Source organism: Diaphorobacter ruginosibacter (assembly GCF_014395975.1).
Classification (GTDB): domain Bacteria; phylum Pseudomonadota; class Gammaproteobacteria; order Burkholderiales; family Burkholderiaceae_C; genus Diaphorobacter_A; species Diaphorobacter_A ruginosibacter.
Genome location: NZ_CP060714.1, coordinates 3,728,236 through 3,740,437, shown reverse-complemented (window position 1 = coordinate 3,740,437; position 12,202 = coordinate 3,728,236). Strand labels below are relative to the sequence as shown.

At 65.5% G+C, this 12,202-nt stretch carries 9 protein-coding genes; 5 read left to right on the top strand and 4 right to left on the bottom strand.

The features are described from left to right. Window positions 1-186 precede the first annotated feature (186 nt). Together H9K76_RS16980 and H9K76_RS16975 are read right to left on the bottom strand one after the other, a co-directional pair. The gene (locus tag H9K76_RS16980; RefSeq protein ID WP_187596506.1) at window positions 187-1,674 is read right to left on the bottom strand and encodes a nucleobase:cation symporter-2 family protein; all 1,488 of its coding nucleotides are present in this window, start codon (window positions 1,672-1,674) and stop codon (window positions 187-189) included. A gap of 431 nt (window positions 1,675-2,105) precedes the next feature. Then, window positions 2,106-3,314: an MFS transporter gene (locus tag H9K76_RS16975; RefSeq protein ID WP_187596505.1), complete on the bottom strand. Its 1,209-nt coding sequence runs from the start codon at window positions 3,312-3,314 to the stop codon at window positions 2,106-2,108. 108 nt (window positions 3,315-3,422) lie between these two features. Between H9K76_RS16975 and H9K76_RS16970 the strand changes: the two genes are divergently transcribed. Next, complete coding sequence (locus H9K76_RS16970; RefSeq protein ID WP_187596504.1) at window positions 3,423-4,442, top strand: LysR family transcriptional regulator; 1,020 nt, start codon at window positions 3,423-3,425, stop codon at window positions 4,440-4,442. A 15-nt stretch (window positions 4,443-4,457) separates the two neighbouring features. Here H9K76_RS16970 and H9K76_RS16965 read toward each other — a convergent pair whose 3' ends face one another. Next, window positions 4,458-5,228: an IclR family transcriptional regulator gene (locus H9K76_RS16965; protein WP_187596503.1), complete on the bottom strand. Its 771-nt coding sequence runs from the start codon at window positions 5,226-5,228 to the stop codon at window positions 4,458-4,460. A gap of 163 nt (window positions 5,229-5,391) precedes the next feature. On the opposite strand from H9K76_RS16965, the gene H9K76_RS16960 reads away from it, so the two are divergent. The 4 genes from H9K76_RS16960 to ligK all read left to right on the top strand — a co-directional run bounded on the left by H9K76_RS16960 (window position 5,392) and on the right by ligK (window position 10,802). Continuing rightward, complete coding sequence (locus H9K76_RS16960) at window positions 5,392-7,896, top strand: endonuclease/exonuclease/phosphatase family protein (protein WP_187596502.1); 2,505 nt, start codon at window positions 5,392-5,394, stop codon at window positions 7,894-7,896. A 185-nt stretch (window positions 7,897-8,081) separates the two neighbouring features. After that, the gene (locus tag H9K76_RS16955; RefSeq protein ID WP_246475087.1) at window positions 8,082-9,074 is read left to right on the top strand and encodes a tripartite tricarboxylate transporter substrate binding protein; all 993 of its coding nucleotides are present in this window, start codon (window positions 8,082-8,084) and stop codon (window positions 9,072-9,074) included. A 4-nt stretch (window positions 9,075-9,078) separates the two neighbouring features. Then, entirely contained in the window at window positions 9,079-10,107 is a 1,029-nt protein-coding gene (locus H9K76_RS16950; protein WP_187596501.1) for an amidohydrolase family protein, read from the top strand. Window positions 10,108-10,118: 11 nt separating this feature from the next. Further along, on the top strand, window positions 10,119-10,802 hold the full coding sequence (gene ligK / locus H9K76_RS16945) for a 4-carboxy-4-hydroxy-2-oxoadipate aldolase/oxaloacetate decarboxylase (protein WP_187596500.1): 684 nt from the start codon (window positions 10,119-10,121) through the stop codon (window positions 10,800-10,802). Between the two features lie 83 nt (window positions 10,803-10,885). Here ligK and H9K76_RS16940 read toward each other — a convergent pair whose 3' ends face one another. Beyond that, complete coding sequence (locus H9K76_RS16940) at window positions 10,886-12,154, bottom strand: M20 family metallopeptidase (protein WP_187596499.1); 1,269 nt, start codon at window positions 12,152-12,154, stop codon at window positions 10,886-10,888. Window positions 12,155-12,202: the final 48 nt, after the last annotated feature.

The following is a 12,202-nucleotide window of genomic DNA, read 5'->3' as shown; positions in this document are numbered from 1 at the left end:
TACTTCAGCTGGGCAGGCATTTCATGTGGCCGAACCCTAGGTAATGCCTACGGAATGCCTACAACAGTTGTGACAAAAGCATACGCATATGCGTGCGCATGCAAAAAGCCCCGGCACCTTGCGGCACGAGGGCTCTGTTTTCAGGTTCCCCGGGTAGGGGATTCGGGCATGCGGGCAGACATCAGGTCAATGTGCGTCGGCCTGGGCCGCAGCTCGCACAGCGGCGGATGTGTCGCTGGTGGTGCCGTTGAAGAAGATGTTCAATAGTACCGCAGAGAGCGAGGCCAGCAGAATTCCCGATTCGATGAGCGGGTGGATGGCATGCGGCATCCACTGGCGGAAGTTGGGGGCCACCAGCGGGATCATGCCCACGCCGATCGACACCGCGACGATCATGGCGTTGTTGCGATTCTTCTGGAAGTCCACATTGCTCAGGATGCGGATGCCGGTGGCGGCCACCATGCCGAACATCACCAGGCCCGCGCCACCCAGCACCACGGTGGGCAGGGATTCGATCAGTGCGGCCATCTTGGGCAGGATGCCCAGAACGATGAGGATGACACCGCCAGCCACGCAGACCCAGCGGCTCTTCACGCCGGTCACGGCCACCAGGCCCACGTTCTGCGAGAAGCTGGTGTAGGGAAAGGTGTTGAAGATACCGCCAAGCAGCGTGCCCAGGCCGTCCGTGCGCAGGCCGCGGGTCAGGTCGTCCTGCGAGACTTCCTTGCCGGTCATGTCGGAGAGTGCGAGGAACATGCCCACCGATTCGATCATCACCACCACCATCACCAGCGACATGGTCAGGATCAGGACGGGGTCGAACACCGGGGTGGCGATTTCGAATGGCAGCACCAGATCGAACCAGGCTGCGTTGGTGACCTTGTGGAAATCCATCAGGCCCATGGCTGCGGTGATGATGCCGCCCACGACGATGCCGGCCAGCACCGAGACATTGGCCAGGAAGCCCTTGGCGAAGCGTGCGATCAGCAGGATGGTTGCCAGCACCGCACCCGAGATGGCGACGCCGGTCAGGTCCGCATACTTGGGGTTGGGGATGGTCGGCACCACGGCAAAGCCCTTGGGGATGGGGGGCAAGGACGAGCCCGGGGCACCCGCTGCAGATTGCGCATCAGCCAGCCACTTCAGGTGCTCAGGGTTCGGCATGGACGGTGCGGTCGGGCCCACGGGGTTGCCGAAGATCCAGTTGATGCCCACACGCATCAGGCTGATGCCGATCACCGCGATGATGGTGCCCGTCACCACCGGCGGGAAGAAGCGCAGCATGCGGCTGATGAGCGGTGCTATTAATAGAGAGACGATACCTGCGCCGATCACCGAACCGAAGATCAGTCCCGCGCCGGCCTGGCCGCCCGTGGCTTGCGCCATGGAGATCATGGGTGCGACCGAAGCGAAGGTCACGCCCATCATCACGGGCAGCTTGATGCCGAACCACTGCGTCGCACCCATGGCCTGGATCAGGGTGACCAGGCCGCAGACGAACAGGTCGGCCGAAATGAGATGCGCAACCTGCTCGGGCGCGAGGTTCAGGGCGCGGCCCACGATCAGGGGAACGGCGACCGCTCCCGCATACATGACCAGAACATGCTGCAGGCCGAGCGTGGTGACCTTGCCAAGCGGGAGCTTTTCATCGACAGGATGGACGGAAGATGACATGGGTGACTACCTCTAGCGTTGCGAAATACCTTGGCGACTCTGCTTGCAAGGTTTGAGCCAAGGTTCGATGCACTTCTTTTGTGCGCAAAAATTCATACAAAAAGTGTATACAAAACATGTTGGCGAACATCCTCGCGCAAACCCTGAGCCCCGGTTGGGGCCTTCCCTAGTCAATAAAAGGCCGTGCTGAAGTAGGAAAAAGGCGGCCCGGCAGAAGGGCGCCGGGGGCAGCACGGCCGGTTCCCGGAGGAAGGCCGCGCGAAAAGGTGGCTGCCGGCAAGCAGTGCGGCCGGCGCATGGCGCATTGCGCGCCATGAAGTGAATTCGTATTATGGAAATTGATTGCACTATACGGTTGGTGCAATGCTGGAGCAGCCCCGCAGGCTTGTTCATCTGTGGGGCTGCGGGACGGCGGGACTACGAGGGGAGGGTCACTCCGTCTTCATGCAGAGCGCACCCGTGTCCAGCGAAGGCGCGGCGGGACGTGTGCCCGCCTGGTCCAGCCGGTGGCTGGCGGCGGTGAGCAGCAGGCCGATCACGGTCAGTGCTCCTGCGGCCCAGCTCAGCGACAGCAGTCCGAGCCCGCCCGCGATCACCGCGCCGCCGATCCAGGCACCAATGGCATTGCCCAGGTTGAATGCGGAGATGTTGAGGCTGGACGCCAGATTGGTGCCCGAGGCTCCGGCCGACTGCAGCACCCGCATCTGCATCGGAGCCACCGTCATGAATGCGGCGATACCCAGCAGCAGTACATAGGTCATGGCGATCCACGGGTTGCCGAAGGTCCAGCGTCCGGCGATCAGCGCGATCAACAGGCCGCTCAGCGTGATGAACAGTGCGCGCATCGCCCCGCCGCGATCGGAGAGCTTGCCGCCCAGGTGGTTGCCGATGGCCAGGCCTGCGCCGAAGACCAGCAGCGTGATCGCCACGGCCTGGTTGCCCATGTGCGTGACCTGGGTGAGCAAGGGCTCGATATAGGTATAGAGCGCAAACACACCAGCAAAGCCGAACACCGTGATGCCGAGGCCCAGCCACACCTGTGCATTGCCGAGTACGGCGAGCTCCTGCCGGATCGGTGCGGGTGCGGGCATGGCCAGTTGGCGCGGCACGAACACCCAGAGGATGAGGAAGGCCGCAATGCCCACCAGCGCCACGGCTGCAAAGGACATGCGCCAGCCGAAATGCTGTCCGATCCAGGCACCCGCGGGCACGCCGAGCAGCGTGGCCAGCGTGAGGCCCGAGAACATCAGTGCGATCGCCGAGGCCTTTTTCTCGGGGGCCACCAGTCCGGTTGCCACGACCGCGCCCACGCCAAAGAACGTACCGTGAGTGAGCGAGGTCAGCACGCGGGCCGCCATCAGCCAGCCATAGCTGGGCGCGAACACGGCCGCGACATTGCCGGCAATGAAGATCAGCATCAGCGCGAGCAGCAGGCGCTTGCGCGGCCAGGCGCGTGTGCCGAGCGTGAGCAGCGGTGCGCCGACAGCCACGCCGATGGCGTAGCCGGAGATCAGCGTGCCCGCTGCGGGAATGCTGATGTGAAGGTCCTGCGCGACCTGGGTGAGCAGGCCCATGATGATGAATTCCGTGGTGCCGATGCCGAATGCACCGGCGGCCAGAGCCAAGAGAGAGGCGGGCATGGTGGATACCGTTCCTGAGTTTGTCCGTTGGGGTAGGGAACTATGCGGGTTTCCCCGTGTTTTGTTTAGACGGAACAAGGGAAATGGACTTGTGCCATCATGGAATAAATGAATCGACGTCCATCCCCAAGGCAGCCAAGCGCCGCAGCCGTGCGCGCCACGTCGCGCGCGCCCAGGCAACCCGCCACCGAGGTGAACCGCTCGGGCGAGCTCGAGGTGTTCGTGCGGGTGGCCGAGCTGGGCAGCTTCTCCGAGGCCGCCCGCCAGCGTGACGTCTCGCCGTCGGCGGTGAGCAAGATCGTCGCGCGGCTGGAGGTGCGGCTCGGCGTGCAGTTGCTGCAGCGCTCCACACGGCACCTGCAGCTCACGGCGGAGGGGCGCAAGCTGCTCGAGAGCGGCAAGCGCGTGCTGGCCGACCTCGACGAACTCGAGACCTCGGTCACCGCGCGCAGCGTTCCCAGCGGCGTGGTGCGCATCAATGCGAGCACGGCCACCGGCCAGTTGCTGCTGGTGCCCCTGCTTCCGCAGCTCATGCAGGCGTATCCGGAGCTCGTGCTCGACCTGAGCTTCACCGACCATGTGGTGGACCTCATCGAGGCGCGCGCCGACATTGCCATCCGCTGGGGCAGCCTGCCCTCGTCGGACAACGTCGCGCGCCTGCTGGGCCGCACGCGCCAGCTGATCGTTGGTGCCCCCGCCTATCTGGAGCGCATGGGAAGACCGCGCCACCCCGACGACCTTAAACGCTTCGTGCGCATCGGCTGGAACTATCCCCGTGCCGTGCCTCACTGGCCGCTGTGCGATCACGCGAGGAAGGAGCGCTTCATGATCGGCATGGGCGAGGTGCTGCGCGTGAACGACGGGGAGGCGATGCGCAACCTGGCGATCGCAGGCGCGGGCCTCGCGCGCCTGTCGCTCTATCACGCCTGGGCCGACCTGCAGGCCGGGCGGCTCGAGGCGGTGCTGGAGGATTTCAATCCCGGCGATCTGGAGCCGATCCATGCGCTCTATGTGGGCAAGCCCGGCCATCTGCCGCTGCGCACGCGCGTGGTGCTGGATTTCCTGAAGAAGCATGTCGACCTGCGCCATGCGGAAAGCGTGCCGAAGGAGTTCTTGAGGAGGCGGTAGCGGATGCGACAGGCGTCAGGGATGCCAGTGGCTGCGCTGAACGATCGTCTCCTGGTCTGCATACCGTGCAGCGGCAAGCGTCCGGGACAATCGATCCGCGGCATCCATGATCGACTTGGCATGCCGTAGCAGTTCGGCGCTCGCGCCATCGCTGGCGGCCACCGCGAGGCTGAGTGCGCCGATCACGGCGCCGCGCGCGGCGAACACCGGTGCGGCGATGCTGGCGGCCAGGGCATTCGCCTCACCCACGGTCGCGTGATAGCCGCGCTGGCGGATGTCCTCCATCAGCGCTCCTTCGTTCCCCGTGAACGCCAGGATCACCTGGCCCGCAGCTCCCCGATCCAGCGGAAGGGGCTCGCCGACGCGCGTCGGGCTCACGAATCCATCGGCGCCGCGCACGCGCAACAGGCGCACGCGGCGGCCATGTTCGAGCGCGAAGAACGAGGCACTGTGGCCGCTTTCGTGCGCGAGCGCGTGCAGGGCGGGCTCGATCACATTGCGCAGGTCGAACGCGCGCTGATAGCGCGCGCCGAGCAGTGCGACCGCGGGGCCCAGGCGCCAGGCGCCTTCGGGCAGGGCCACCAGATAGCCGGCGCTCGACAGGGTGCGCGCAAGGCGCAGGGCCGTGGGCTTGGCCAGTTGCGTGCGTTGCGCCAGCTGAGCGAGCGAGAGCTGCGCATCGTGCTCTCCGAAGGCATCGAGCAACGCCAGTGCGCGAACCACGGCCGTCACGATGGGGCCCTTGGAGGAGGGCGGGGCTGGCGGTGAATCGTCCGCAGTGGGCATGGCTTGGCGTGGTGGAATGAGGCGGATGGACACGAGGTGACCGCGGAAGCTTGGAGAGCCACGGCTTTCATGAGGGTGTCACTTGCAATCGATAGCGTAGCGGGTTTTGCGCACGCCGTCTGGCCTGCGCAGTGACCATGGAGTGTGATCGAGAGTGGCCGTTATGTTCGAGTTGTCAGAAAAGAAGCGAAACCATGCGAGGAAACGCCGCGAGGTGGGCGACGGGCAAGGGTGGATCGGAAGGGCTTGCCTGCTGCTGGCTCTGATGCTGTGCTCCTGGCTGTGGGCCCAGCGCGCGCATGCGGCGGGTGAGGTGCAGTGGCAACTGGACAGGCAGGTCTACGCCGCGAGTGCGCCCATCAAGGTCCGTTTCCAGAACCTGGCGGCGCCGAGCGCCAAGCACTGGGTCGGCATCTGGGCCTATCCCGACAGCGGGGCGCGTGCGGGCGCATGGGACCGCGCAAGCAACGGCGGCAAGGGATCGCTGAAATGGGCCTATCTGCCCGCAGCGGCATCGGGCGAGGTCACGTTGCAGGGGCTTGCGCCAGGTCGCTACAGCGCCTTCCTGCTGGCCAACGATGGCTACGACTGGCTCTCCACGCCCATCATCTTCCAGGTGACGGCAGATGGCGTTGCGGTCAAGGAGAAAGGCTTGCTGGCCAGCAACCAGCGCGTGTTCGATGAAGGCTCCACGGTATCCCTGGCGTACGACGGCATCACGGCATCGGCCAGGAACTGGATCGGCGTGTGGAAGTACGAGGACGGCCCCGGTGCCAAGGCCGATGGCCCGTGGAGCTTCGCCCAGAGCAACGCATCGGATCCCTGGAAGTACGTAACGGCGGCAAGCGGCACATGGGACGTCGCCAACCTGCCGGCAGGCACCTATGCGGCCTTCCTGCTGGCCAACGATGGCTACGAGTGGCTTGCGCCGCCAGCGGTCTTCGAAGTGAAGGCCAAGCCCATCGATCCATCGACCCTCATCGGGCCGCCGGCGTTCGATGGCCGCTCCACCGAGCTCAAGGTGCTGCAGTTCAACGTATGGCTGCGCGCCACCGGCGTGGGCGCGGGCGGTGCCGACATGGTGGCCGATGTGATTCGCGACACGGGCGCCGACGTCATCACGCTGAGCGAAACCGGCGCGGCATACGGACTGCGCCTGGTCAATGACCTGGCCCAACGCGGCTACCGCTTCCATTCCTATGGGCCGGACAAGGACGTGGGGGTGGTGTCGCGCTACCCCATCCTGGAGACGGGTGAATTCAACCGCTTCTCCAAGGCCGTGATCGATGTGAACGGGACGCCAGTGGCCGTGTACTCGGGACATCTCGAGTACCAGTGGTATGTCTGCTATCTGCCGCGCGGCTATGGCGGCGGTACGCCGGGCGGCAATCCGACCAGCGAATATGGCTGGAACAAGATTGCCTCCGGACCGATCACGGATGTGCCGCTGATCCTGGATCTCAACGAAAAGTCCGGCCGCCCGGAATCGATCCGGCAGTTCGTCGCGGATGCGAAGAAGGAACGGGACAAGGGCCGTCTCGTGCTGATGGCGGGCGACTTCAACGAACCCTCGCATCTTGACTGGAGCGCGGCAACCAGGGATCTCTACGATCACCATGGAGCCATTGTCCCCTGGCAGAGCACCACGTTGCTCGAGCAGGCCGGCTATCTTGACGCCTACCGCGTGCGCTTCCCCGATCCGGTCACGCACCCGGGCTTCACCTGGCCGTCCGACAACCCTGCGGTTCCCACCAGCCGGCTCACCTGGGCACCCGAAGCCGACGAGCGCGATCGCATCGACTATGTGTTCTTCCAGCCCGACGCGCGCCTGCAATTGCAGGGCGCGACGGTGGTGGGCCCGCGCAAGTCCATCGTGAAGAATCAGCGCGTCGAGGAAGCGGGCGGCGATCCGTTCATCGAACCCCTGACCGGCTGGCCGACCGACCACAAGTCGGTGATGGCGACCTTTGTGATCAAGCCGCTGGCCCTTACGCTGCCGGAGCTCTCCCGCGGCAAGCAGAACGAGGCCTATCGCGGCGCGCTGACCGTGCTGGGCGGTGCGGCGCCATTCACCTACCGCATCAGCAAGGGCGATCTGCCGCCGGGGATGACACTGGCCGGCGATGGAACGCTGGGCGGCACACCGACCGCGAGCGGCCTGTTTGCCTTCACGGTGCAGGTCGAGGACGCGAGGGGCAGCGTGGCCGAGCGCGACTACAGCGTGGAGATCGCGGCTGCGGAGCAGCCCGTGAAGATTCGCAGCAAGGTGCAACTGACCTCGTCGTCCAACCCCGCGAAGCCGGGCGACCAGCTGCGTTTCACTGTCTCCGTGGTCATGGAGCCGGTCGCTGAAGGATCTGCCAAGGCCGCCGCGTTGCCCACGGGCCACGTCGAGTTCACGGACAATGGCGTGCTCGCCGCCACTGTGCCGCTACAGGATGGGCAGGCCGGCTGGGCGCCTGGCGCGCTGCAGCCCGGCAAGCACGCCATTGTTGCGAGCTACTCGGGCGACGTGCAGTTTGCGGCGGCCAGCATGTCGATGACACAGGAGGTCAGCGCGGTGGTCGCGAGCAACCCGGCGCCCGTGCCGGGCCTGAACGACTTTGGGCTGTGGCTTGTCGGCCTGGCGCTGGCGGTCCTGGGAGGGCGACGCCTGCGCCGTCACTGAGCCTGTTGGCTTGTCTTGGGGCGATGGCCCGCGTGGAATGAGGTTCCGCGCGGGCCTTTGTGTTTGCGTTTCATGGTGTGGAACGCGATTGTGGGGCGGGTCCGCTGTGTCTACGCTTGCGATCCTGTGCTGATGCCATGCCGCCAGCGCTTGTTTTCCAATACTTCTTCAGGAGACAGCAAGTCATGACCCGCTTTCACTCTATTTCTCCCCTGAGCCGCCGCTGCGCCATCGCCTTCGTGATGCTGTGCGCCAGCGTTTCCTCGTGGTCCGCAGAGACCAGCTACCCGACCAAGCCTGTGCGTATGGTCGTGCCGTTCGCGGCCGGCGGCGCGGTGGACACCGTCGGCCGCAGCGTGGCCGAGCGCCTGTCGCAGCAGATGGGGCAGCCCGTCATCGTGGACAACAAGCCCGGAGCAAACGCCAACATCGGCGCGGAAAATGTCGCCAGGTCACCTGCCGACGGCTACTCCCTGCTGGTCGGCGCGAATGGTGTGGTCACCAACAACACGCTGTATCCCCAATTGTCGTTCAACGGCCTGCGCGACTTCACGCCGGTTGCCCGCATCGGCTACGCACCCCTCGTGCTGGTCACGCCGGCGAATGCACCCTACAGCAGCGTGAAGGATCTGCTCGAAGCCGCGCGCGCCAAGCCCGGCGCGATGAACTACGGCTCCGCTGGCAATGGCAGCTCCGGCCATCTGGCGGGTGCGCTGTTCGAGTCGGTAGGCAAGTTCGATGCGCTGCACGTGGCCTACAAGGGCGGCTCGCCGGCATTGGTCGATCTGATTGCGGGGCGCCTGAACTTCATGCTGCTCAACCCGCTCGAAGTGCTGCCGCACGTGCAGTCGGGCAAGCTCAAGGCGCTGGCCGTGACGGGAGACAAGCGCGCGCCCATGCTGCCCAACGTGCCCACGATGGCCGAGGCGGGTGTTCCGGGCTTCGACGCCAGCGTCTGGTGGGTGCTGCTCGCGCCCGCCAGGACGCCTTCGGACATCGTGAACAAGCTCAACGCCGAAACGCTGAAGGCACTGGACGACGTCGGCGTGCGCGAGCGCCTGAATGCACTGGGCGCCGTCATCACGCCATCGTCATCGGCCGATGCCGCGGCCTTCCTCAAGGGCGAATCCGCCAAGTGGGAGAAGGTGATTCGCGATGCCCACATCAAGGCGGACTGAACACATGATCATCGACTGCCACGGCCACTACACCACGGCCCCGAAGGCGCTTGAGGACTGGCGCAAGGAACAGATCGCCGGCATCGGGGAGCCATCGCGCAAGCCGCGCGCGAGCGACCTCCGGATCAGTGATGACGAGCTGCGCGAATCGATCGAGAGCAATCAACTGCGCCTCATGAAGGAACGCGGCGCAGACCTCACGATCTTCAGCCCGCGCGCGAGCTTCATGGCGCATCACATCGGCGACTTCGAGGTTTCCAGCACCTGGGCGGCAATCTGCAACGAGCTCTGCCATCGCGTCTCGCAGCTCTTTCCCGAATACTTTGCAGGCGCTGCCATGCTGCCGCAGTCGCCGGGCGTCGATCCGGGGACCTGCGTGGCCGAGATCGACAAATGCGTGAAGGACTATGGTTTCGTCGGCATCAATCTCAACCCTGATCCGAGCGGTGGCCACTGGACCAGCCCACCGCTCACCGATCGCCACTGGTATCCGATCTACGAGCGGATGGTGGAGTACGACATTCCGGCCATGATCCACGTGAGCACCAGTTGCAATGCGTGTTTCCACACCACGGGTGCGCACTACCTGAACGCCGACACCACGGCGGTGATGCAGCTCATCGAGGGTGATCTGTTCCGGGATTTCCCGTCCCTCAAGTTCGTGATCCCGCACGGCGGAGGGGCTGCGCCCTATCACTGGGGGCGGTTCCGGGGTCTTGCGCAGGAAATGAAGAAGCCGCTGCTGGAGGAGCACCTGCTGAACAACGTCTACTTCGACACCTGCGTGTACCACCAGCCGGGCATCGACCTGCTGGCGCGCGTCATTCCCGCGCGGAACATCCTGTTCGCGAGCGAGATGATCGGCGCGGTGCGGGGCATCGATCCACAGACCGGGCACCACTACGACGACACCAGGCGCTACGTGAACGCCGCAGCGAACCTGAGCGACGACGATCGCCACCTGATCTTCGAGGGCAATGCGCGCCGCGTGTTCAGCCGCCTCGATGCGCAACTGAAGGCCAGGGGCCTGTGAAGGAGAACACCATGTACGAACTGGGAGTCGTTCATCGCAACATCGAGCGCGCCGACCGCGAGGTCGCCGATGCGCTGGCAGCGCCGGGCTGCGCAACGGTGCACGAGGCCATGGGGCGCGTGGGCCTGCTCAAGCCCTACATGCGTCCGATCTATGCGGGGGCGCAGGTATCGGGCACGGCGGTCACGGTGCTGCTGCAGCCTGGCGACAACTGGATGATGCACGTGGTGGCGGAACAGATCCGGCCGGGCGACATCGTCGTGGCCGGCCTCACGGCGGAGTGCACCGATGGCTATTTCGGGGATCTGCTCGCGACGAGCTTCCAGGCGCGCGGCGCGCGGGCGCTGGTGATCGACGGGGGCGTGCGCGATGTGAGGACGCTCTCGGAAATGCGGTTTCCCGTCTGGAGCCGTGCGATCAGCAGCAAGGGGTGCATCAAGGCGACGCTGGGGTCGGTGAACGTGCCGGTGGTGTGCGCCGGGGCCTGGGTCACGCCGGGGGATGTGATCGTTGCGGATGACGACGGCGTGGTCTGTGTGCCGCGGGCACTGGCCGCGAGAACCCTGGCAGAGGCACGCAGGCGCGAGGAGAACGAGGCCGCGAAGCGCGAGAAACTGGCCAGCGGCGTGCTGGGGCTGGACATGTACGGCATGCGCGAGCCGCTTGCGAAGGCCGGGCTGCGGTACGTGGATTGAGGCCTTGGCCCGAGATGGGCCCGGGCGTTGGCACACGGTAGCCTCCTTGCCGCCGCGCAGCGGGGCAAGGAGGACTTGTCGCGTCAGGCCAGCAAGTCCACCAGGGAACGCGCCACGACCTTGGTGGCACGGCGCAGGTCTTCCAGCACCACGCGCTCGTCGGCACGCTTGGCGTGCGACTCAAGCACCGAGCGCGGGCCGGCGCCGTAGATCACGCCAGGAATGCCGCGCTCGACGTACAGGCGCACGTCGGTGTAGAGCGGGGTTCCCACGGCAGCGGGCTTCTCGCCGAAGACCGCTTCACCGTGCGTCTGGATGGCATCGACCAGAGGCTTGTTGCCCGGCAGCGGTGTCATGGCATTCGCCAGCAGCAGGCGCTTGATGTCGATGCGAACGGCGTCTTCGCCCGTGTAGCCATGGGTCTTGTTGAACGCCGCGATGGCATCGGTCATCACCTGGCGGATGGTGGCTTCGACTTCCGCCGGATTCTCTTCGGGAATCATGCGGCGGTCGACCTTGAGCACCACCTTGCCGGGAATGACGTTGGTGTTGGTGCCGCCCTGGATCTGGCCGACGTTCACATAGGGATGCTTGATGCCGGCCACCTTGGAGGTCACCTGCTTGTACTTCACGTTCTCGCCATACAGGGCGTTCAGCACGGCGGTCGCTGCCTGCAGCGCGTCGACGCCGGTGTGCGGCACGGCCGCGTGGGCCATCTTGCCGTGGATGGTCACTTCCATCTGCAGGCAGCCGTTGTGCGCGGTCACGACTTCGTAGCTGAAGCCCGCGGCCACCATGAGGTCAGGCTTGGTCAGGCCCTTCTCGAGCAGCCAGCCCGGGCCGAGAATGCCGCCGAACTCTTCGTCGTAGGTGAAGTGCAGCTCGACGCTGCCCTTGGCCGGCCTGGCAACGGCCTCGAGTGCGCGCACGGCGAAGGTGAAGGTGGAGAAGTCGCTCTTGCTCACGGCGGTGGCACGGCCGAACATGGCGCCATCGGCGATTTCCGCGCCGTAGGGGTCGCGCGTCCAGCCTTCGCCCGGTGGCACCACGTCACCATGCGCGTTCAGCGCGACCGTCTTGCCGCCGTCGCCGTAGGGGCGGCGCACGATGAGGTTGGTGATGGACTGCATGCCGTAGTCCTTCACTTCCTGCTCGGGAACCACATGCTTTTCCGCATCGAAGCCGAAGGACTTGATCAGCTCGGCAGTGCGCTCCGCATGAGGTGCGTTGTTGCCTGGGGGGGTGTCGGTCGGAACCTGCACAAGTGCCTGGAGGAATCGCACTTGCTCATCGAAATGCTGGTCGATCCATGCGTCGAGCGCTGCATAGGTGGCCTGGCGGTCTTGTGTCATTGCGGTTCCTTGGGGTTCTGTTGTTGGTGGTTTGAAAAGAGGGAATGA

Coding starts and splice junctions, on each gene's coding strand:
- H9K76_RS16960 (WP_187596502.1), top strand. CDS start 5,392: ATGTTCGAGTTGTCAGAAAAGAAGCGAAACCATGCGAGGAAACGCCGC.
- H9K76_RS16955 (WP_246475087.1), top strand. CDS start 8,082: ATGACCCGCTTTCACTCTATTTCTCCCCTGAGCCGCCGCTGCGCCATC.
- H9K76_RS16970 (WP_187596504.1), top strand. CDS start 3,423: ATGAATCGACGTCCATCCCCAAGGCAGCCAAGCGCCGCAGCCGTGCGC.
- H9K76_RS16950 (WP_187596501.1), top strand. CDS start 9,079: ATGATCATCGACTGCCACGGCCACTACACCACGGCCCCGAAGGCGCTT.
- ligK (WP_187596500.1), top strand. CDS start 10,119: ATGTACGAACTGGGAGTCGTTCATCGCAACATCGAGCGCGCCGACCGC.
- H9K76_RS16940 (WP_187596499.1), bottom strand. CDS start 12,154: ATGACACAAGACCGCCAGGCCACCTATGCAGCGCTCGACGCATGGATC.
- H9K76_RS16980 (WP_187596506.1), bottom strand. CDS start 1,674: ATGTCATCTTCCGTCCATCCTGTCGATGAAAAGCTCCCGCTTGGCAAG.
- H9K76_RS16965 (WP_187596503.1), bottom strand. CDS start 5,228: ATGCCCACTGCGGACGATTCACCGCCAGCCCCGCCCTCCTCCAAGGGC.
- H9K76_RS16975 (WP_187596505.1), bottom strand. CDS start 3,314: ATGCCCGCCTCTCTCTTGGCTCTGGCCGCCGGTGCATTCGGCATCGGC.